General features: G+C 46.4%; 16 protein-coding genes. 8 read left to right on the plus strand and 8 right to left on the minus strand.

What is annotated here, in order from left to right; translation table 11 throughout:
- Positions 1–17: 17 nt before the first annotated feature.
- Complete coding sequence (locus tag NFI81_RS03125) at positions 18–2816, plus strand: hypothetical protein (RefSeq protein WP_234614294.1); 2799 nt, start codon at positions 18–20, stop codon at positions 2814–2816.
- A gap of 7 nt (positions 2817–2823) precedes the next feature.
- On the opposite strand, the gene NFI81_RS03130 is transcribed toward NFI81_RS03125, so the two are convergent.
- Positions 2824–3945, minus strand: coding sequence for an alpha/beta fold hydrolase (locus NFI81_RS03130; RefSeq protein ID WP_234614292.1), 1122 nt, complete (start codon positions 3943–3945; stop codon positions 2824–2826).
- A 236-nt stretch (positions 3946–4181) separates the two neighbouring features.
- Between NFI81_RS03130 and NFI81_RS03135 the strand changes: the two genes are divergently transcribed.
- Both NFI81_RS03135 and arsB read left to right on the plus strand, forming a co-directional pair.
- Positions 4182–4679 (plus strand): GNAT family N-acetyltransferase, encoded by a 498-nt coding sequence (locus tag NFI81_RS03135; protein WP_234614291.1) that lies wholly within the window; start codon positions 4182–4184, stop codon positions 4677–4679.
- A gap of 13 nt (positions 4680–4692) precedes the next feature.
- Entirely contained in the window at positions 4693–5760 is a 1068-nt protein-coding gene (gene arsB, locus NFI81_RS03140) for an ACR3 family arsenite efflux transporter (RefSeq protein WP_234614288.1), read from the plus strand.
- Positions 5761–5779: 19 nt separating this feature from the next.
- Here the strand turns inward: arsB and NFI81_RS03145 are convergent, their stop codons facing one another.
- Positions 5780–6691 carry a metallophosphoesterase family protein gene (locus NFI81_RS03145; RefSeq protein WP_234614287.1) on the minus strand — a complete coding sequence of 304 codons (912 nt, stop codon included), beginning with the start codon at positions 6689–6691 and terminating at the stop codon, positions 5780–5782.
- Positions 6692–6907: 216 nt separating this feature from the next.
- Here NFI81_RS03145 and NFI81_RS03150 point away from each other — a divergent pair, with 216 nt between their 5' ends.
- Genes NFI81_RS03150 through NFI81_RS03160 form a run of 3 tightly spaced genes read left to right on the plus strand, consistent with a single transcriptional unit; the run spans position 6908 to position 10211 of the window.
- Entirely contained in the window at positions 6908–8080 is a 1173-nt protein-coding gene (locus NFI81_RS03150; protein WP_234614286.1) for a glycosyltransferase family 4 protein, read from the plus strand.
- Positions 8077–9054 carry a lysylphosphatidylglycerol synthase transmembrane domain-containing protein gene (locus NFI81_RS03155; protein WP_234614284.1) on the plus strand — a complete coding sequence of 326 codons (978 nt, stop codon included), beginning with the start codon at positions 8077–8079 and terminating at the stop codon, positions 9052–9054. Before NFI81_RS03150 ends, NFI81_RS03155 begins: the two co-directional genes overlap by 4 nt.
- Positions 9055–9056: 2 nt before the next feature.
- Positions 9057–10211 carry a glycosyltransferase family 4 protein gene (locus NFI81_RS03160; RefSeq protein WP_234614282.1) on the plus strand — a complete coding sequence of 385 codons (1155 nt, stop codon included), beginning with the start codon at positions 9057–9059 and terminating at the stop codon, positions 10209–10211.
- Here NFI81_RS03160 and NFI81_RS03165 read toward each other — a convergent pair.
- The 6 genes from NFI81_RS03165 to NFI81_RS03190 form a co-directional block, all read right to left on the minus strand.
- Positions 10190–11185: an exonuclease/endonuclease/phosphatase family protein gene (locus NFI81_RS03165; protein WP_234614280.1), complete on the minus strand. Its 996-nt coding sequence runs from the start codon at positions 11183–11185 to the stop codon at positions 10190–10192. The genes NFI81_RS03160 and NFI81_RS03165 overlap by 22 nt on opposite strands.
- A gap of 43 nt (positions 11186–11228) precedes the next feature.
- Positions 11229–13070, minus strand: a complete 1842-nt coding sequence (locus NFI81_RS03170) for an alkaline phosphatase (RefSeq protein WP_234614279.1) — start codon at positions 13068–13070, stop codon at positions 11229–11231.
- An 80-nt stretch (positions 13071–13150) separates the two neighbouring features.
- Complete coding sequence (locus NFI81_RS03175; protein ID WP_234614276.1) at positions 13151–14689, minus strand: RagB/SusD family nutrient uptake outer membrane protein; 1539 nt, start codon at positions 14687–14689, stop codon at positions 13151–13153.
- Between the two features lie 10 nt (positions 14690–14699).
- Positions 14700–18059 carry a SusC/RagA family TonB-linked outer membrane protein gene (locus NFI81_RS03180; RefSeq protein ID WP_234614274.1) on the minus strand — a complete coding sequence of 1120 codons (3360 nt, stop codon included), beginning with the start codon at positions 18057–18059 and terminating at the stop codon, positions 14700–14702.
- A 432-nt stretch (positions 18060–18491) separates the two neighbouring features.
- On the minus strand, positions 18492–20153 hold the full coding sequence (locus NFI81_RS03185) for a carboxylesterase/lipase family protein (RefSeq protein ID WP_234614273.1): 1662 nt from the start codon (positions 20151–20153) through the stop codon (positions 18492–18494).
- Between the two features lie 157 nt (positions 20154–20310).
- Positions 20311–21108 carry a hypothetical protein gene (locus NFI81_RS03190; RefSeq protein WP_234614270.1) on the minus strand — a complete coding sequence of 266 codons (798 nt, stop codon included), beginning with the start codon at positions 21106–21108 and terminating at the stop codon, positions 20311–20313.
- A 319-nt stretch (positions 21109–21427) separates the two neighbouring features.
- Between NFI81_RS03190 and NFI81_RS03195 the strand changes: the two genes are divergently transcribed.
- Positions 21428–22132, plus strand: a complete 705-nt coding sequence (locus tag NFI81_RS03195) for a response regulator transcription factor (RefSeq protein WP_234614269.1) — start codon at positions 21428–21430, stop codon at positions 22130–22132.
- Entirely contained in the window at positions 22129–22455 is a 327-nt protein-coding gene (locus NFI81_RS03200; protein ID WP_234614266.1) for an Hpt domain-containing protein, read from the plus strand. The genes NFI81_RS03195 and NFI81_RS03200 overlap by 4 nt, the downstream gene beginning before the upstream one ends.
- Positions 22456–22459 lie beyond the last annotated feature (4 nt).

The following is a 22459-nucleotide window of genomic DNA, read 5'->3' on the forward strand; positions in this document are numbered from 1 at the left end:
CAAAATCTAAAAACACTATGAAAAAGTACCGGCTCCTCATTGTTTTATTTCTTGCAAGTGTGTTTTATGCAACGGCCCAGCCGGGGAACGCCCAGCGTGGGAACGCCCAAAAATGGGTCGCCAACGCGCCATCAGGTAAGGAATATTTGCAGCGGAATGAAAATGGAAAAACGATCATTCCAAATGGACGGTACATTACTCCGACTGGCAAGCAACTCACTGTGGCTCCGCACCCTTATGGTCTTGCGTTGAGTGCGGATGGCAACATTGCAGTAACGGCCAATTCAGGTATTAACCCTTTTTCAATCAGTGTTTTAAAAAATATTCTAGGTGAGAATCCCTCGATAAGGCAGATTCCTGACGGGCCGAAAACGGATAAAGGCATTCTGGAAGCCTGCTTCATGGGATTAGCCATCACGCCGGATAACAAAACGGTTTATGTGGCAGGCGGCCAAACGAACAAGATTTTTCTTTTTGATCTTGAAACAGGTAAAAACAAGCTGACGATCAACTGCCAGGCGACGGAAAATGGCAACAAATACAGCCACGGTTACATTGGCGACATGGTGCTGACCAAAGATGGATTTACACTTTATGCCGTTGATCAGATCGGGTTCAGGATGATGGTCATTGATACCAAAACCAATAAAATAGTCAGTAACATTCCCACGGGCCGGTATCCGTTCGGCATTTGCCTTTCACCGGACGAAAAGCGCATTTATGTTGCCAATGTGGGTGTTTTTGAATACAAACCTTTCACTGATCTGGACAAGGACAACCTGAAAGAAACCGCGCACAAATGGCCGTCGTCCGCATATGGTTCCAAAGAAATGAAGGAAGGGATTCCGGAAAAAGGTGTTCCTGCATTGGGCGACCCGAATGCGCTGGAAGCATTCTCTGTGTGGAGTTATGATCTTACCGGCGCGAAACCTGCTGTAAAAGCCAAGTTAAAAACAGGGGTCCTGGTGGGTCAGATGGTGGAAGATTTCCCGGCCGTCGGAGGCAGCAGCCCTAACTCACTCGCTGCAACGGATGATTTTGTGTTTGTCAGCAACGGGAACAACGATTGCGTTTCGGTTATTGACATTGCCAAAGATACAGTTGTTAACACCTTGCATTTGAACCCTGAGCCAAGACTTGGCTCACTTCGCGGCCTTATTCCTTTTGGTGTAACTGTTTCGCCTGATCAGAAAAGACTTTTTGTGGCCGAGGCTGGCATTAATGCAGTTGCTGTTATTGACATTCCCACCATGAAAGTGATCGGGCATATTCCAACTGGCTGGTTTCCAAGTAAATTGAAAGTAAGCCCTGATGGAAAAAAACTGATTGTGACCAATGCGAAAGGGCTGGGCAGCGGGCCAAATGGCGGTAAGGATTATAAGTTGAGCAGTGCGGGAAGTTACATTGGCAGCCTGATGAAAGGAACCGTTTCTGTAATCAACATTCCGGCAGATAGCGAGCTCACTGCCCTGACAAAAAAGGTGCTTGATAACAATTACATATTTACCCAAGTTTCGGAAAACCCGAAAAATCCCGTTCCTGTTTATCCAGGCGCATCCGAATCGCCGATCAAGCACATTGTTTTTATTTCAAAGGAAAACAGAACTTATGATGAGGTTTTCGGGCAGCTCGCTTCCGGCAATGGCGATTCCACCATCGCCAGATTTGGATTAAAAAGGAATTTTGCAAATAAGAAAAAAACTGTAACGCTGAAAGGTGTGGATGTGATGCCAAACCACGTGGCTTTGGCCAGACAATTTGCGATTTCTGATAACTACTACTGTGATTCCGATGTTTCCGCTGACGGGCACCGCTGGCTGGTCAATACTTACCCGAATGAATGGGTCGAAACCGGAACTGCGGCTGCATATGGTGGTGGCCGCAATATGCTGGACACTTCGTCGGCTCCCGGAAATTTGTCGTTTTACGGTTCTGCGGGCAGCATTTATCCGGAGGATTATAATGAAGCCGGCTCGCTTTGGGACCATTTGCAACGCAATAATAAGGATTTTTTCAACTTTGGTTTCGGGCTGGAAATGGCCGCCAATTACTCGGATAGCACGATGAAGCACATTGGCGAGCTGTATACGGTCAACTACCCGGTGCCCGCGCCGATTCTCGATAAATCCTCAAAGCTGTTTCCTAGTTATAACATGGCAATCCCTGACCAGTTCCGGGCGGATGTTTTTATCAAAGAATTCAATGAGAAGTGGACAGGGGAGGGCAAAACACTCCCTTCTATGTTGACATTAATGCTGCCGAATGACCATGGAACAAACGAACGGCCGGATGCAGGCTTTCCGTTCCAGGAAAGTTATATGGCCGACAACGACCTGGCTCTGGGCCGGACGATTGAATTCTTATCGCACACACCTTACTGGAAAAATATGCTGATCGTGGTCACAGAAGATGATCCGCAGGGTGGCGTTGACCATGTGGATGCGCACAGGAGCATTCTGATGACAATTTCACCCTATACCAAGCGAAATTACATCGGGAAGCAGCATTACAGTTTTGGAAGTATTTTTAAAACTTTCTGGCATGTGCTGGGCATTCCCTACCTCAACCAGTACGATGCAACAGCCACAGATATGAGTGATTTATTCACTGATAAGCCCGATTTTACGCCTTATAATGCGGTGGCAATCGACCCGCGACTATTTGATCCGCAAAAGGCCCTCGATCCGTTTGATGAGAAGTTTGACTGGAAAGCTTTTTCGCAATCAGAAGAAATGGACCGTACAGAAACCATGCAGAAGCGGCGGATGGAAGATGACGAAAACCTGCGAAAGAATAAAAAATCCAAAAAGCCCTGAGATCCAATTACAAGCGTGAGGAAATGAATTCGTTTACAGCTTGATTAACTTCCGCGTGGCGCTCTACAAATCCCATGTGTCCTGCTGGCTGTAATGTTACCAGTTGTGAGCCAGATATGCTCTGGTTCATTTTAACGCTTGCTTCGGGTTTGGTCAATCGGTCCTTGTTTGCCCCGATAATAAGTGTAGGAACTTGTATCTGGGCAAGCGTGTCGGTCGCATCATATTCAAACATGGCCAGAACGCCCCTGCCCGTAACTGCCGGAGGGGCCATGGCTGCAAGCCGACTGGCAAAATCCAGCTGTTTTCCTGTTTGAGTCCCCGCAAAGGTGAGGAACCGGGTCATGATCAACATATTGCCATTGAAATAGCTCAACCACTTGCTTAGCCACAGCAGGGGAGAAAATACAATCATCAGCCAGCAGAGCGGTTTCAAAACCGGGTTTTGTATGGCTGTAAATAATTTGCTCAGGATCGATGTTTTGGTAGGGTTGGTAAATGTGGTGTGTTCCAAAATGATCCCCTTGATTTTTGGCAATTTATGCTTGTATATCTTGCAAAAAGTTAAGATTGTCATGCCGCCCATGCTATGTCCCCATAAGATGGGATCTTTGGCGGCAGACTTGTCAATCACCGCATCCAGGTCGGCGGCCAGTTTTCCCAGACTGAAATCATTGTTATTGGCACGTTTGGATCTGCCCAAACCGGGGTGGTCCATCAACACCAGGTGATAGTTGGCGGCAAAGTACTTTTTTTGATAATACCACTGCATGCTGTTTGAATTCCAGCCATGGATAAAGACAATGGTCTGTTTGCCTTTAACGCCTCCTTGCTCAATGTTAATTATACTCCCGTCTGGCCTCTGGATTTTGATTTGGTCTTTAAGGCGTTCGGCCTTAGGCTCGTCAACATTCTGGGTACTTTTGCTCAGTAATATGCGGATCAAACCTTTGCCAAATATCATAAAAACGAGTAACGCAAGCGCTCCGATCAAACACCGCTGGGCGTAATCATGATCTCCGATAATATCCTTATGTAAATACCATTGTCGGCCTAAATAAATTTCAAGGCCCAGGAATGCAATTGTAGAGAGGTTGGTAAGAAGCAGGGCAAGCAGTAATATTGGCATACAAAAACGGGAAAATGACTAGATATGACTACGTTCATAAATATGAATCGACAACCTATGACTAATATCGTTCCACGCGTGCGCTTTATAAATTAACGTTTGTAAAAAACTATTTGACAAATGATCGTAATATTGCGATCATCTGTTTTTTGTGTTATATTCGCATCATGAGCGTTACGAAAACGGGAAATCAAGGAGTACAATCATGAGTTTATCAACCAAAAACTGCCAGCCTGATGGCTTTTAATATCCGCACCCTTACTGTTTCGGACTGGCCAGCAATCAAAGAGATTTACCAGCAGGGAATTAATACGGGCAATGCAACGTACGAAACGCAAGCGCCGGAAGTCGAAGAATTGAAGGGCAAGTTTTTGAGTGAACCGCAACTCGTGGCCGACGATAACGGCCAGGTCATCGGTTGGGCTATGCTATCGGCTGTTTCCAGCCGGTGCGTGTATGGCGGAGTTGCTGAAACCAGCATTTATGTTCATTCAGGATATCAGGGTGAAGGTGTTGGACGTACACTCTTGTCGACATTGGTCCCGCTAAGTGAACAACTTGGTTTCTGGACATTGCAGGCGCAAATATTCCCCGAAAATAAAGCAAGCATTGCATTACATGAGCAACAGGGATTCCGTCGGATCGGCTACCGTGAAAAACTCGGGAAACGCAATGGAATTTGGCGGGACGTTCTGTTCTTGGAACGCCGCAGCCTGGTTGCAGGAAATGAATAATATGAAAAATTTTATGCAAGAAAAGAGACTTTCTTTTCTCGACCGCTATTTGACGGTCTGGATTTTCCTGGCCATGCTACTAGGCGTGTCCATCGGGTATCTTTTCCCAGGCACACCCGATTTCATAAATCAGTTTAATTCAGGCTCCACCAACGTGCCGCTAGCCATAGGTTTGATCCTGATGATGTACCCGCCGCTCGCGAAAGTGCGCTACGCGGAACTTCCGCAAGTATTCAAAAACACGCGGATCCTAGGGTTGTCCTTGTTTCAAAATTGGGTGGTAGGGCCGCTTCTTATGTTTGGGTTAGCGGTGCTATTCCTGCCAGATAAACCCGAATATATGACGGGGCTCATCTTGATCGGCATTGCGCGCTGCATTGCAATGGTGATCGTTTGGAATGACCTGGCGGGCGGCGACCGCGTGTATGCAGCCGGGTTGGTCGCGTTCAACAGCATTTTTCAAGTGCTGTTCTATCCAGTGTATGCGTACGTGTTCGTGACCCTGCTGCCGCAATTGTTCGGCCTTCACGGGTTTGACAATGGCCGTATGGATGTCAATATCACCATCGGTGAAGTAGCGCACAGCGTTTTTATTTATCTGGGCATTCCATTTCTGGCTGGGATCATTTCACGGATCATTTTAACCCGTTTGTTTGGTAAAGACTGGTACGAAAACAAATTTCTGCCAGCTATCAGCCCGATCACATTAGTTGCGTTGTTGTTTACAATCGTGGTCATGTTCAGCCTGAAAGGGCAACTGATCATAACGATCCCCTTCGATGTGCTGCGCATTGCAATCCCGCTTACAATTTATTTTGCGATCATGTTTTTTTCTGCCTTTTACCTTTCAAAATGCGCAGGGGCGGATTACTCGAAATCTACGTCGCTAGCCTTTACAGCTGCTGGCAATAATTTTGAGTTGGGTATTGCAGTCGCAATCGCGGTGTTTGGTATTGATTCCGGAGCTGCATTTGCTGCGGTGATCGGGCCGCTCATTGAGGTGCCTGTACTGATCCTGATGGTTAATTTTGCCAAAAGGCAGCGAAAGTCATTCGAGGCAGATCTGACAGTGAACAGATAGTCGTCTAGTAACAGCAGGATCAATGATAAGTAACATATTCATTTGAAAATGATCCGTCATCATATAAATCAATGATGGCATATCCGGGGCTGGTTTGCTTGTATTTTCCCATCCAATAATTTCCGGAGACCGCACCATTGCAGCAGTAGGCAACATCATTGTAAATAACGCGGTCCAAAAGATGGATATGGCCGCTGACGGCTAGTTTTACATTGTTATGCCGGTGGAACAGTTTGATAATTTGTGCTGAATCCGTGTGCATCCAGCTGCCCGGAACAACCCATTGGTTATCTTTTAAATTATCGCCGTCAAAGAACACACTTGCGGATAATATCGGAATGTGTGAGGCAACCAGAATGGGTGTATGCGAGGGTGTGTTATTCAAATCTTCTCTTAACCAATCTATTTGTACTTCATCAAGCCTGGCATAATAGCCGGTTCCCTCCGGTCTGCAATGGATGCTATCCAGTAGTATGATGTGCCATCCGTTTTTATCAAAACTGCGGTAAGTCCGCGTCATTTTTGATTCATCCATAGCCCACTTTTTCCCATCTGAAAATGATGCTGTCGGAGGGCACCATATGTCGTGATTTCCGACACAGGAAACCATAGGGGTGCTATTTTCAGCCGTTAGAACTTTGTGATAAAGCTCCCATTCTCTGGCTGCCTTGTCCCTGGAAATACCGCTGGATCCCATTACAGAGTCGCCTGTATTCAGGATCAGGTCAGGCTTGACTTCTAAGTTTTGAAGGTGGTGGAGACATTTTGAAAATCCTTTTGCCGCCCATAGGTGAGGCTGGACGTGAATGTCGGTCAGATGAGCAATGCGTAATGCGCGTTTTGGCGTCAGGGAGAAGGCATTGGAACTGGCAGAAATCGAGTATCCGCCAGCGGCCATTCCGAGCGTTTTCAACAGGTTTCTTCGTAGCATGGCATGATGTGTTTGGTAAATTTGCTTTTTAAATATGAACTCGATATTATTATCGGGTTATCAAATTGAGAACAATCAGAAACAACTGCTGACCGTTTGATCCCGGAAGATGAAAACAATGCGGCGTTGGCATGATCTTCGTACGTAGTTGATATTTAACATAGGGATCATATCTATGCACAACAGATAGATTATTTTCGTTGCTTTGAAGCGTCCATGAGAAAAATTAAAGTGGTATTTTTTGCCGAAATCCTGATTCCCGACTTCGATGGCGCGTCGCGGACCATATTTCAGCTATTGGACAGGATTGACGCGAGTCGCTTCGACTTCCTATTTGTGTGCGGCAGCGGACCAGACCGGATCAATCAGTTTGACTGCATTAAAACGCGCTCAATCAGCATCCCGCTGAACCCGAAATACAAGCTGGCCATACCATCGTTGACCGCTGACGAAATCAGGGTACAGCTGGACCAATTCAAACCGGATGTGGTGCACATTGCCACGCCGTCGCTTTTGGGGCATTTCGCCATGGCATATGCAAAAGAACGGCAGTTGCCTGTTATCAGCATTTACCACACGCACTTTCCGAGCTACATTGCCTACTATTTCAATGCGCTTCCTTTTTTAATAAAGCCGCTCACAGACCGCCTGACAACGATCCAGAATCGATTTTATGAAGCCTGCAAAAAAGTGTATGTTCCGTCCCTAAGCCTGGCCGAAGAACTTGTGGCCACAGGAATGTCTGCTGGAAATATTAAAATCTGGCAGCGCGGGATTGATACCACTTTATTTTCACCGGATAAAAAGGATCCTCAGTATTTAAAAAATCTGACAAACAATGCACTTCCTACAATCCTGTTTGCGAGCCGGCTGGTTTGGGAAAAGAATTTGGTAACATTGATTGCTGTATATAATACTTTGAGAACAGAGGGCTTTCGCTGCAACTGGGTGATTGCAGGGGATGGAACGGCCATGAAAGATTGCATGCGGCAAATGCCGGGAGCTATTTTTGTGGGAAAGATGGATCACGACGCCTTGTCGGTACTTTACGCATCTGCTTCTGTTTTTATCTTTCCGTCCATATCAGAAACATTCGGGAATGTTGTGCTGGAAGCGATGGCATCGGGTTTGGTACCCATTATCGCAGATGGCGGCGGCAGCAAGGATATTGTAGTTAATGGTGTCAATGGTTTTAAATGTGAGCCTGACAATGCCAATGAGTATGCTGATAAAATCCGGATCCTCCTTCAAGATGAGACATTGCGGAAGGAAATGGCGGCGAATGCAGTAAGCCATAGCAAAGCGTTCGATTGGGAACAATTGGCCAAGGTCTATTTTGATGATCTGCATGAACTGGCGACATCTGTTACCGAAAATCTGGAAATTTGAAATTACATCCGCGTTTCATAAAAATCCTTAAAGCGGCACTTTTGTTGAGTATGCTTGTGCTGCTGTGGCAATATGTAAAAGTCATTGACCCGCATCAGGTTCAGGCAGCCTTGATAAAAGTCGGAGCCGGTTTTGGGTGGGTGATCTTGAGTACAACTGTGGCTTACGGGCTTGGGACATTGGGATGGTGGTACTGCCTGGGCGATGCGAAAGCAGCCATTCCGAAAACCGATCTATTTATGATCCGGCATGTCTGTGAAACAGTCGGCTTGTTCAATCCGGCAAGTTTCGCGGGTGGCGATATGCTCAAAATTGTCTTGCTGAGGCCTTATTCGGTGAGCCAGCCAACGGTTTTAACCTCCGTAGTGATTTCAAGGCTGTTAATGATTTTAAGCCAGATTTTCCTGTTGATATTAACTGTCCTATGGTTTTCCCTTCACGACAAACTACAAATTGGGGCGTGGTTACCGTATAAAGCTATCTTGTCGTTTCTTGTCATCTGCCTGTTGCTTCTTTTAATAGTTTATAAAATCCCAGGTTTTGATTTTGGACAAAGCCAAAGGTTAGCGCGTGTGAAAGCCAGGCTCGCTGATATACGCTCCGAACTGGTTCATTTTTATCGTACATATCCCAAACAACTTGCATTTGCGTTTCTGCTTTTTACACTGCACTGGGTGGTTGGTTCCCTGGAATTTTATATTGTGTTAAAACTCTTTGGTTATGATGTGACCATTGTAGACGGCCTTTTGCTGGATATGGGTGTTATCGCTGTCAAAGCAGCGGGGGCTTTTGTACCTGGCCAGATTGGCGTGGAAGAGTTTGGGAATAAGATTATGTTATCACTCATAGGAATCAGCAGCATCCCGCTGTGGCTGTCGGTTTCGGCGTTGCGCAGGACCCGTCAGTTGTTCTGGATCTTAGTTGGGGCCGTTTTCTATTCGTTTTTTATATATAAAAAGCGACTTTACTCCTGAGCATGGAAATCCTGTTTGTAAGCCATAAATTTCCTCCATCCGTGGGAGGAATGGAAAAGCAAAGTTTTGAGCTGGTCACGGGAATGGAACGTTATTGCAGGGTTCATCGCATTGTTTTCGAAGGAAAAGGAAGCATACTGATGTTCTTTTTGGGTTTAAAGCGTGAAATCTTACGAACCTGTAAAGCGCATCCCAACATTACTGTTATACATTTCAATGATGCCCTTCTGGCGACAATTTGCCTGCACCATAAAGGCTATGAACATCTGAAACGCACCGTCACCCTGCATGGACTCGATGTAGTTTTTCCCAGTGAAATTTATAGAAAGCGCATTTTTCCAAAGTTTAATAAGTTTGATCTTTTCATGGCAGTAAGCCACGCAACCGCCGATAGGGCGATTGGCTTGGGGATTAACCCTGATAAGATTATTGTTATTAATAATGGTGTTGATAATGAACCCTTACATTTAAATCAGCATTCACAATCCACCCGTGAAGTGCTGGAAAAATACGCGGTTCCAACGGATCGTCCTTTGTTGGTAGCGGTTGGCAGACCGGTTAAGCGGAAAGGTTTTTCATGGTTTATACGCGAAGTCGTTCCCAGGCTTGATCCCCGCTTTTTTGTGTTACTAATCGGTCCATTTGACAACCATCCAGGTTTTTTCGAACGCTTGTTATCGCTTGTTCCAGGCAAGTTACGAGAACGCATCATGCTGTTTTTGGGCTTTGGATCGGATGCAGCCTCGATAAGATCTTTACTGGCAGATCATCAATTCAACAAGTCAGTTAAGCATCTCGGCCGGCTTTCTTACGAGGATAAAACGATGATATTGCAGTCTTCCGATGCATTTATTATGCCCAATATTCATGTAGACGGAGATATGGAAGGTTTTGGGTTAGTATGCCTTGAAGCCTCCATGGCAGGAGCACTGGTTTTTGCGGCGGACATCGACGGGATTCCGGATGCGATCCGGAATGGGAAAAATGGTTTTTTACTTCCAAGTCAGGATGCAGAAGTATGGGCTGCAAAACTCAACCAACTCATCGCCAATAAGGAAATTGTTAACAATAACAGAGAAGCTTTTCGAGCATTTACAATCGCAAATTATAGTTGGGACAAAATGGTAAAAGCTTATTATAGCGCTTTATCCGAATGAGCTGATAAATGCTTGTGCTCCGGTTTGAGATGCCATGCGAATTGTGCGCTCACGGGATGGTGGTCGGATAGGGGCAGGCCCTCTTTGTTATTAAAGAGACGATTTAAAAAAGAATAGCTGATTGTTTTAAGCTCAATCGTTGGGCTGCTTCGGAAGAATATCTTGTCAATTGTTTCGCTGCTATCAGTCAGGTTAAGGATATTGGCGGCAGGGATGATTTTCAGCGCCTCTGGCATTTTTCCTCTTTTTTGATGCGTGATCCAAGCGTCTTGCAAGCCATTTTCCGTTGTTAATAGCTGAATGTTGTCATAGAAAAAACCGTAGCGGCCATTCAGGTCCCCCATCAAAACAACGGCATTTCCCGATGAATGTTTGCGGATATAGTCTGACAATTGTTTGATATTCTCACGGCGCGCAGAAGCTGCTTTTAATGTATTGTAAGCATTGGAATGAACATTGTAAAAGTCAATGAACACGTTCAGTGCGAGTTGTACCCTGGTATAAGTAAATCCTTTGGGAGTCATGCAATCGGCTCCGGTACAATCATTCCATTTTACGCGGACAACATTGCTCAGAGGGAATTTGGACAATGTGTTCAGGCCATCGCCGAAGGGGACAGCGCCCTTGGTTTCAGTGCGATAGTTGTGAACATCATCTCCATCATACAACTGCGAATGATAATTGAAATCTTCCTGGACATGCACAATGTCAAAATCTTGCAGTTTTTTGCCAATAGCTGCAATGCTGGAAGCCCTGGGCGTTTTCGCGCTGCAAATGATTGCTGGCAGGCCCGCAATGTTATAACTGATTGCCGAGAACTGCCCTTCGGTTTCATCTTTCATGAAACTGTCCTTTCCGATCAGCAAGTCTGTCACACTTGACCCGTTTGTGCGCTCCGTGCTATTGCATGTAAGCACCAACACGAACAGCCCCCATAAACTGAAAGCTCGTTTGTTTTTGCAAAGATTTGGCATAATGTCAAATTAGTTGATGCCAAATTACAATTGCAGTATGACCTCAATGAAGAGGAGTTGTTATTGAATTATTAAATCTGCTGATAAGTGCCCGGATTTTATTGTAAATCTCAGTATTCTCGTACACCCCGCGGAAATCCAGTGAATGCGGGCCATAAGCGAAAACCGGCACCATCACTCCCGTATGGTCGTCGGTGCTGAAATGTCCGTCAACGTAACCCGTTTTCAGGTTGCCGTCCAGCAAGGTAAGCCCGCCCGTTTCGTGGTCGGCGGTGACGATCACAAGTGTCTGGCCATTGCTGTCGGCGAAACGCAGCGCTTCTCCTACCAGTTTGTCGAAGTCCAGCATTTCCAGTACGGTGTAGCTAACGATATTGGCATGGCCACCGTAATCAATTTGAGCGCCCTCTGCCATCATGAAAAAGCCTGGTTTGTGTGTTTTAAATTCCTGAATTGTTTTTTTAAAGGAATCTGACAGGAAACTGCCGCGACCGTTTTGGATGGATTTGGCATTATGCGGATCAAGTAGCAGGAAAGGAGTTTTAAGACTGGAAAGATCGCCCCATTTTTCTGAAACGTTCACGCCTTTCACCGCTAATTGTTTAGATACACCGGTAAGCTCGAAATGTTCCATTCCACCGCCAATAGCGATATCGACCCAGTTGGATAAATAGTCTTTTGCAATGCTGTCCTGCATACTTCTTTCCGGGCGGTGCGCGTAAAAAGATGCGGGCGTTGCATCGGTTATGTCACCCGATGAGATCAAGGCAACTTTTTTTCCTGCTGCCTGAAAATCTTTGATAATCGATTTTGCCGGAACAAGATTGGAATCCACTCCAATGGCTCTGTTGCGGGTTTTCTTGCCAGTAGCAAAAGCTGTTGCGCCTGCGGCAGAGTCGGTAATGTAGTTGTCTGAAGATGCGGTTTTGGAAAAGCCGATGTTGAGAAATTGCGTGAGGTTCAATTTTCCCGCATTACCTGTGATCCCTGCGTGGATCTGCGCCAACCCCATACCATCCCCGATGAGGAGGATAATATTTTTGACTGTGCCTTTCGAATCACTGTTGAGATAAGTCGGCTTGTAAACTTCATGAAAGCTTTGCGCCCTAAACTCTGCTTTTGCGCGTCCGTTCAGGAAGGCGCCGAGCGCTGCGACTTTGTCAGTGTTGATATAGTCTGCTCCGAGGTTAACAAGCTGTTTCCAGGCATTGATATTGTCAGGACTCGCCCAGAAACGGAAGGGTTTTTGCTGATCATGGGCTTCTTTGACTGCTGCAATCAGTTTTATACGATCTTCTTCCACTGGGATGCCTTTGCCGTTCCATTTCGACAGACTACCGAAATTCTGGCTGATCAAACCAATGCGGTTTAACTGTTCCGGTGTGTATTTGACGCCTGGGCGACCATCAAAGAAAATAAAAGAAGGATAGCGGTCGAATGTTTCAGGAGCGGGAACATTGCCGCTTACAACGACTTTTACGCTCCCTTTTTTCCCAAACACAGCTTCATAAGGTGCCAGCAATTTCGATAATGCCAGCAAGGCCGGATCTCCCTGGGTTTTCAGATCGACAAGCAATTGTAACGTTTTATCACGATAAACCCTTCCTTCATTTTTGGCTGCTGTTTCTAAGATGGGTTGCAGATATAGTTTGTCAAAAGTCCGCGCCCGGTTAATCTGGGTTTTGTCGTGCGCTACGAAGAGGGTGTCATTAATTAAGAAGACGTCGGCTTCAATAGAGCCAAACTGCTCGTGGTAAGCCAATGCAAATGGTGCGGGTTGCAGGTAATCGTTGTGCGAATGTCCCTGAGGAAACGGAGCATTTACTTGTTGGCCCAGAACTGGAAGTGCGGCGACGCAGCAAATCAAAAAAAGCAGTCTTTTCATGTCGGTCAGATAGATAGTTAGCCGGACATTACTGCCCGGCTAAACTGAAACGTATTAAAATGAAGGGAAATTTACTTGGTTCAATATCCGGGATTTTGATACATTTTCGTCGGATCCAATTTGTATTCATCAAACGGAATAGGGTAGTAGCGGTCTTTTGGGCCAAAATTCGATAGTTTGGCAAGACCGAAATTGTCCTGGCTTTTTGCCTTGAAATAGGCTACAAGCTCATCTGTTGAGAAGAAACGTAGCAAATCAAACCAGCGGTGGTTCTCAAACGCAAGCTCGGCGCGGCGCTCGTGCAGGATTGCGAGTTTTAGCGTAGGGTATTTAGTCCGGTAAGTTGTATTACGGATCGATTCGGCATACAATGGCAGGCCGGCGCGCTCCCTTACCTGATTCAGAAAACCAATGGCTGCCGGTTCATAGCCAAGATGCATATTGACTTCCGCCAACATTAAAATTACATCTGCATAACGGATCAATATCCAGTCATTTCCACCAAAACCCTGGTTTGTTGCGGCTGGACTGGCGTCGCGGAATTTGGTGATAAAATAGTCACGCACGATCGGGTCGTTTGCAAACTTAATGTTATAATCCTTTCTCACGTCCGCTTCTTCGTAGTCCAGCACAAGATCTGGCGTAACATTGCCGCCCGCGCCGGTTGAGTTTATCAGTGAGTTGATCGTCTCACCTTTTGCCTGGTTGTTTCGCGCGATTGCCGAAGAAAAATTAATGTCGCCCTGTTTGTTGACCACCTGGAAAATAATCTCAGGAACCGTGGATTTTTTAGCCACATCAAAAACATCGGCATAAGGAATCTCTTTTAATGTTCCAAAGGTGCGAAGTTCATAACAAGCTGTTAGATGGCTTTTCGCTTTGTTCAGATTCTCCGTCCGGTTCGCTGCGTCCAGCGTAGTTGCCATCGTCAGGTAAACTTGTCCGAGCAATGCATTCGCCGCCGCTTTGGTCACTTTTCCTTTGGTCGCAGTTGTTTGCACATCAGGCAAAGTGCTGTTTACGGCGTCGGTTAAATCTGTGACAATTTGCTGGTAAACCACATCCTGCTTCTCCCGAAAGGTGTTTGCCTGCACCTCGGCAAAGGTCAATGGTCTGGTGATCAAAGGCACATCGCCCCATCTGCGTACAAGATGGAAGTAAATCAGCGCACGCATGAATTTGGCTTCCGCCTTGTATTTATCTTTCAAATCATTATCCGCAAAATTTACCTTTTCTATCCCTTCCAAAACCTGGTTCGAGCGGGTAATGGTCTGATATAGTGCCAGCCAGTGGCTTTTCAGGTAAGTATTGCTGGGCAAAAGTGAAAAATCATTGAACTGGAACGGCTCACCCGCATTGGACTGGTTATCGTTCCTGCCTGTATTGTCCGAGCGCTCCTCGCTGTAAAGCGCACTCGTTTCCCCGATTCCGTTTCCGTTGCGCAATGACTGATATATGCCGTTCACTGCGGCTTCCACCTCGCCGGGCGACTGGTAAAATGATGCATTGGACACCGCATTAGGGTCTTCCAGATCAATAAAATCGGTGGAGCAAGAACTGAGCACGCAAAGCGCGAACGCAGTAATGATATGGGTTAATTTATATTTTTTGTCAAACATAGCTGCTTAATTAAAAAGTGATGCGTGCGCCAATGTTGTAGGCGCGGGCCAGTGGATATTTACCATAATCAACACCCGGCGTCAGGTTGGAACCGTTGTTATAATCGACCTCAGGGTTGTAGCCAAGATATTTGGTTAATGTAAATGCATTATCTACGCCCACGTAGATCCGGAGATTGCTGATCGCATTTTTGCTAATCTGGGCGATCTGTGGGAAATTATAGGCCAATGTCAGGTTCGTACATCTCAGGAATGAACCATCTTGCAGATAGAATGTCGAGAGCCGCGTGCTGTTGCTTTGCGTGCCTCCACGTGCAGCGCGATAAATTTTGCCGTCTCCCGGCTCAGCTTCGGAGCGGTAACGGTTGAGCACTTTGGAATACTGGTTGCCCGAGCCTTCCATATTGAAAATGTAATAATCCTGACCGTCCAGCACCTGGTTGCCGTAAATGCCGTTGAATGACGAGCTGAAATCGAAATTTTTGTAGCTGGCCGAAATGGCAAATCCGTACGTGAATTTGGGGTGCGGTGTGCCGATCACTTGTTTATCAGTATCATTCACAACACCATCACCATTGATATCCTCAAAATAAAGATCACCAGGACGGAGCGGGTTCGTGGAAGCGGTTGAACGCGCAGGGCCTTTTAACACATAACCGGCCGGGAATTTCTGCGTGGATGCATTATAAGCAACATTATCCGCCGCCAGGTTTTCCATATCCGATTCACGAACCATGCCTTTTACCTTGAATCCATAAAACATACCAATCGGCTGTCCCTGCTGGGTAATGTGCGTAATGTATGAACGCTCCGCACCCGTCGACAGGATCGTGTTGGCACCACCCATATCCAGGACTTTGTTACGGTTTACCGAAAAATTACCACTGATGTTCAGGTTGAAATCGCGTTTCGAAATAACGCGTGCATCTGCCTGGATATCGAATCCGGTATTCTGCACTTTCGAATTTTTCAGGTTTGTCAAAATTGTTGAGGAGCCCGAAATCGCTGAAAGCGGCTGGTTAAAGAGCAAATTGTAAGAACGGCTCAGATAATAGTTGGCAATGATGGAAAGCCTGTCTTCAAACAATCCCAGGTCCAGCCCAACATTATATTGCGAAGTAGACTCCCAACCCAGATTTTGATCCTTAATCCCTTCGGCCCACAATGCGGTATTAACCGATCCGTTCCCGAAAACCACACCCCCAGGGGCAGCCATCGTTTGCAAAAAATTATAATTACCAATATTATTATTCCCGCTCAATCCCCAGCTCGCGCGCAATTTCATTGTAGAAGCTTTGCCCAGGAGGTCATTGTAAAACGGTTCATTTGAAATATTCCAGCCTGCCGAAACGGACGGGAAGCTTCCCCAGCGATTATTTGGGCCGAAACGCGATGATCCATCCGTCCGGAAAGATGCGGTCAGGTAATATTTGTTATCAAAATTGTAAACCGCACGCGCCAGATAGGAGAGCAGCGTCCAGTTGGTTTTGCCGGTTCCGTCGCCTTCCGGATTGCCCGAGTTGAGTCCGAAATAAATGGCATCTGCGCCTTTTCCGGTGATTTCCTCGATCCGGTCATTTTGGAATCCGCGCGCGGTAACCGAGATCACATCACGGTTGTTTTGCTGTGCTGTATAACCTACCAACCCGTCGAAATTGTGCTTGCCCCAGGTCTTTTTATAATTAAGGGTAAATTCAGCAAGCTTGTCCATGAAGCTCACCGTCCGTGCCACCGAATTCGCCGCCGCAATGGCCTGCGGTGATCCTGGCGGGTTAGCGCCGCTGCTCAGGCTGGTTGGCAAGTAGTATTCGTACTTCTCATTATAAGTCTGCAAACCAAGGTTTACTTTGAAATTCAGGTCTTTTATGATCTCAAATGTCGCAAAACCATTGTAAGTCCCGCGCTGGCCAGCTCTGTTGATGTGCGTTTCTGTGGCTAATGCCACGGGATTTTCAATGGATTGTAAACCAAAACCCGCGCTCGCCGCAGCCGCTTCGTTCTTAGCAAGCGAGCCATCTTCGTTATAAGCTTTAAAAATCGGCATATAAACCAGAGCTCCCAGAATCGGGCCCTGGTTAAAACGGCCTTCCTGCACCTCGCGGTTCGTATTATACGTGTAAGCCAGATTTGCACCGACTTTCAGCTTCTTGTTCACATCTGCATCAATGTTCGCCCGGAAGTTGGTGCGTTCCTGCTTCGTGCTCAGGATGATGCCTTGCTGGGTAAGATGCCCTCCGCTAATGGCGTAGCGAAGGCCTTTTTGACCGCCGCTGAAACTGATGTTATGACGGCTTACAGGCGCATTGCGGTAAAGCTCATCTTGCCAGTCGGTGTTATATTTAGGCGTGATCAGCCGCTGGCTGGCAAAATCATAAATCTCATTCGGGATACTCACTGACCCGGCGCTGCCGCCCAGGTTTTTAATCCGGGTTGCGTTGTCGTCCGAAAACATGGCATCGTTCCATGGCTTGCCACCGCTCACCATCAGGTCGCGGTAAGTGTTATTACGGCCATCGATCAGCAATTGGGCAAACTCTGATGAATTGAGCATATCCACCTTTTTAGCCAGCTGATGCACCCCGAACTGGTAGTCGTATTCCAGTTTTCCTTTTCCTTCCTTACCGCGTTTGGTAGTAATCAAAACCACACCGCCAGCTGCGCGCGATCCGTAGATGGCTGCGGATGCGGCGTCTTTCAAAATATCAATCGATTCAATGTCATTTGGATTGATAAAAACATCATTACCAGCGGGATAACCATCAATCACATAAAGTGGATCAGAGCTGGCATTGATGGAGCCAACGCCCCGAACCCGGATCTTCGTGCCAACATAGGGGGCGCCGCTAACCTGTGAAATTTGTACACCTGCCACTTTTCCAACCAGGGCCTGTCCCACAGTCGGCGTTGTCAGGTTCAATTCCTTTGCTTTTACGCTCGAAACCGCGCCTGTCAGATCACTTTTCCGGAGTGTCTGATAACCCACAGCCACCACCTCGTCCAGCATCATGGCATCCTGCTTCAACTGGATATTCAACGGCTTTTCGTCCGAAATCACCACCTCATGCGCAAGGAAACCGACAAATGAAAACACTAGCGTAGAACCCACGGCAGCCTCGATAACGAACTCCCCGTTCACATCTGTCACAGCGCCATGACTGTTGTTCCCTTTTTCAATGACCGTAACACCCAGCAACGGATCTCCGTTGTCGTCAAGCACACGGCCCGTCACCCGGATTTTCGGTGCCTGCGTCCCGGCGTCAATGTTAGATTCATGGTGCATTGGCGTGGCCGCCCTTGTGGGGCTAAACGCACTGAAAACCAAAGAACCAGCAATCACCACAGGAACAATGGGTAAAAGTAGTTTTTTCATAAAATGATTATAAATTTAATTTTTACAAGATGGGCGCTTTGACTTCTCACGATTTAAACACAAAAAAACGCCCATTAAGGGCGCAAAATTAGTTTCGCAGTGTTACGTCACTACGCGATAAGTGTTAAGATAATGTGAATTTTACAAGAAGGGATTTTAAAATCTGGTCCATTGGCAAAGAGCGCAATGCTGATGGACAACGCGTTATTACCCTCAGGTTATGGATTTGTTATGAAAGAGTGTAGTTGTAAGCCACGGATGAGTGCAGGTTGACCGTGAGTGAGGCAACTGTTTATCGGTTCAGGCTGATTGTAGAAAAATTTATCGATTTCACGGAGCATATAAATAGGTGTCTAGTTTCAATTGGATAAGGTTACAGTGTTAGAGGTAAGTTAATGCTCTAAAATTACGTGACACTATTGCTATAACACACTACAATTTACCAATGGATCGCCACATTGCCAGCTCTGTGGAATATCTGTCGTTAATGACCTCGCATTTGTCAGCAATCCGCATCATTGGCCTGTCTTTCAGGTTATAAGCTGGCCACGCGGGCACATCCTTAGCCGCAGGTTTGCCTGTTCTGGCGAATGTTGTCCAAAGTTCGGCAAAATGGTGAGAAGCAACGAAGCGTTCGGGCCGGTTGCCGCCGAAGAAACTTTCCTTGGGTGCAGAGCCGTCCCTGGGCGGGATCTCATTGTTGAATTTAAAAGAAATATCCATTGCATGCGGCGTGCCCATGGCATAGTCTGTTCCCGGAATTTTTTTCTCGGATTTATAGCCAAAATTGTAAAGATAAACCGGCGCGCCGTTCTGTTTCGTCTTCTTTTCTGCAATGTCGATAGAGCCCAGGCCCATCATGGTAATGGAGGAAATGGCCACGAAAATGTCTGGCGCGGTTGCATCAGGGCTGGCTTTCCGGTAGGCTTCGATCACCGTTTGTGTGTCTTGCCCATATTGCGGTTCAAGCTTCTTTTGCAAACCGTCAAAATCCATTTTAAATGATTCGGTATCTTTGCGTTCCCACGCAAAGAAGGTGTATTCATCTTCATTCCAGCCAACCAAAAGAGGCTTATCCTTTGAAATCGCAGGAGCACCCGGATCAAACGGATGAGTAGGCAGCACGATCCCGTCAACAACCGGCCCAAATCCACCCAACCGGCCCTGCATTGTGCCTCTTTTGCTGTTTCTTTCCTGAAATGGCGGGACAAAAGGCAGTTTGGCTTGCATCGCCAGTAAGTCGGCGGTTGGCACTTCCAGTAATTTTTTCCAGTTGTTGCGAGAAATGTTTAGTTCTTTCAAAAGCATTGCTGTCGTTTTTGCGGCGGTTTCTTTGGACAGCATCCGCACGCCAGGCCCACTTTCAATGGATGCTTTGTTGAAGTAAGGAGCAGCTTCCGGCATGGCGTACAGGCAGGAAGTTTTAGCGCCGCCACCGGACTCGCCAAATATCATGACATTGTTGGGATCGCCGCCGAATTGAGCAATATTTTCATGCACCCATTTCAACCCGGCTGCAATGTCCAGAACCCCCATGTTCCGAGACCCGGCATATTGCTCACCTCCAAGTTCATCCAGATACAAAAATCCCAGCAAACCCAGGCGGTGATTGGTTTGCACAACAACGACATCAAAGTTGCGCGCCAGATTACCGCCGTCCTGCCCGGCTGAGGCACCCGAGCCAATCACAAAACCACCGCCGTGACTGTAAAACATGACCGGACGCTTTTTGTTATCATTGGCCGGCGTCCACACGTTCAAAAAAAGGCAGTCCTCGGAAGGCGTAGGCTCATTCCGGCGAGGCGATTGAATGGCAGGCGCACCAAATTCAAGCGCATCCCGAACGCCGGTCCATTTTGCCAGTGGCGCCGGACGACGGAATCGTCTGTCACCAGAAACTTTACCGCCATACGGAATGCCCTTGAATACATTGACTCCATCATTTCGGGCGCCTTTTATTTTTCCGAGGGTTGTTTCAGTTTCAACAAATTCTTCCCCTCTGCCGGATTGCAGAAAGCCAAATTGCGGGATGGAAATGGCAACGGTTGCCAGCGATATTTTGGATAAGAATTCTCTTCTGTATATTGGCGCCATAGTAATTGCAATCAGGGTTTGGTTAATCTTTTGAAGGCAAATGACTTCTTGGCAACAATACAAAAGAATATGGGTAAAGTCTAATTGCAAAATCTAAGTTCGCAATAAATATTTCTTATCAGGTGTGCTGCTTTCACCACCAATTGGAATCAATATACTACTGCACTGCTGATGGTTCGCTGTAAAAGAAGTCATCCATCACAACCAGATCATTCTCGGCATTATCGGCATATTTATTACTGATCGCGGATGAACCGGAAGTAATGGTGACTTTGGTAATTTTACTATCAGGGAAAACAGCTCCTAAAAAAGAAAAGCCTTTGTCGTCTTTTCTGATGGGTGCAGCAAACTTTCCTAGGCTTTTATCACCCTCGAAAAATTCCAAAGTGGTAGAATTTGCTTTGTCGACATCTGACAATACGACGCCAAATCCTTTGACAAAAGCCGCCGTTGCTGTCCCCGGAACTTTGAATGTCACATCCATTTTGTTACTTCCCGTGGCAGCGAATGTACGTGCGGGACTAAACGCATTGAACTGGTCTTTGTAATTTGAAACCAGATCACTGAAATTTTTATCGCTAATCCGTAGTCCATTTCCAGGAGTAGAGAAAATCGCTCCACGTTTTCTTCCAGCTGCAACAGCAGGATCAGTACTATTAAAAAAGTCGCCCGGGAAATTGTCTGTATTGGTCTGATTGTCAGGCACTGCATCCCAGTTAATCTCGCGGCGCCCGGTAGTCTGGCCTGGCGTTGTGTTCAGCTGGTCTCCAAGTAAGCTCCTGAAAGATGCTATTTGTGCAGTGATATCTCCGCTGCCTTTAACTTCGGTAAAGTTAACAGAAGGTGCCGGGATTTCGGGCTCGTCATTGTTTGAGCTGCAAGCGGACATGAACGCAATGCAGGTAAATAATCCCGCATTTTTAATAGCTGTTTTTACAGAAAATTGAGATTTCATAAAGGTGTTTTGATTGAGTTGTTTAAACTTTTTTGATGCTGACAAAAGTATTGGATGCATGGTCGCGCAAATTGAAATAAATGCTAAAAACTATAAAAAAGTATAAAAATGCCTGCACTCAGAATTGCGTCTAACTAACTGATAAGCAAGTTACTGCAATGCACGGGTACATTGCGGAAGCATACGCCGTAGTTTGGATTTAATCAGGATTTGGGAAACCAAACCATTTAATAAGAAATCGGAAAAAAGCGGAGTACGGCAGTAATAATATCCTAGTTTTGAAGCTTTGAATATTACTGTTTGCACTAAACTCAACACAATGGAAATCCCGAGCTTGTTACTGATCGACGACGAGGTTCAGTATAGCGAATTGACCAAAGAGTATCTCGAAATGAAAGGTTGTAAAGTCATGCTGAAGCACGATGGACAGGCCGGGCTCGATGCTTTTAAGCTGCATGCGTTTGACCTCTGCGTTCTGGACATTAAAATGCCAAAAAAGGACGGTTTCACGCTGGCGGAGGAGATCAAGGAACTGAATGAAACGACCCCGATTATTTTCCTGACAGGGCAATCGCTAAAAGAGGACAAGATCAAAGGACTGACCCTTGGTGCGGACGATTATCTCACAAAACCATTCAGTATGGAAGAGCTCTACCTCCGGATCCGCGCCATTTTGAAAAGGGTGAAAGTACAGGAAAAAGCAATTGTAATAGATCAATATCAGTGGGGCCACTCCAAATTTGATCTGGAACTCCGGGAACTTACCGTTGCCGGCAAAAGGATCAAGCTCACTTCCATAGAATCCAAATTGCTGAAATTGTTCTGCGAAAATCAAAACAAAGTCCTGACCCGGGACGCGGCAATGATGGGAATTTGGGGCGATGAGGAGCATTACCGGGGATATAGTCTCAATGTGTATGTCAGCAAGCTTCGCAAATTCCTGAAACCTGATACTTCTGTCGAGATCCTGAATCTGCATGGAGAGGGATACAAGCTGGTATATAAACAAAGTGTGGCCGGATGATGGATCTGTCGCTGTTGAAAAGCCTGATGTCAGGCGACGAAAAGCTCGTTGGTCACTTCGTGTCAATCTTTAAAATACAAGTCCCAAGTCAGGTTAAAGCATTGCCCGGCCTTTGTGCAAACGAGGATTGGGAAGAGCTTTCGATTACTTTCCACAGTTTGAAAAGCCAGTTTAGCTACGTTGGGGTCAATGATCTTGCCGAACAGCTGAGGGAGATGGAAGAAAGGGTTGACAATGGTGAAACAGGCTCAATCGCCTTCCTGATCAGCGATTTTACCCACAGCTTTCATCAATTCTGGCAAATGCAATTTCCTGATAACTGAAATT

The sequence above is a fragment of the Dyadobacter fanqingshengii genome (assembly GCF_023822005.2).
Taxonomy (GTDB): Bacteria; Bacteroidota; Bacteroidia; order Cytophagales; family Spirosomataceae; genus Dyadobacter; species Dyadobacter fanqingshengii.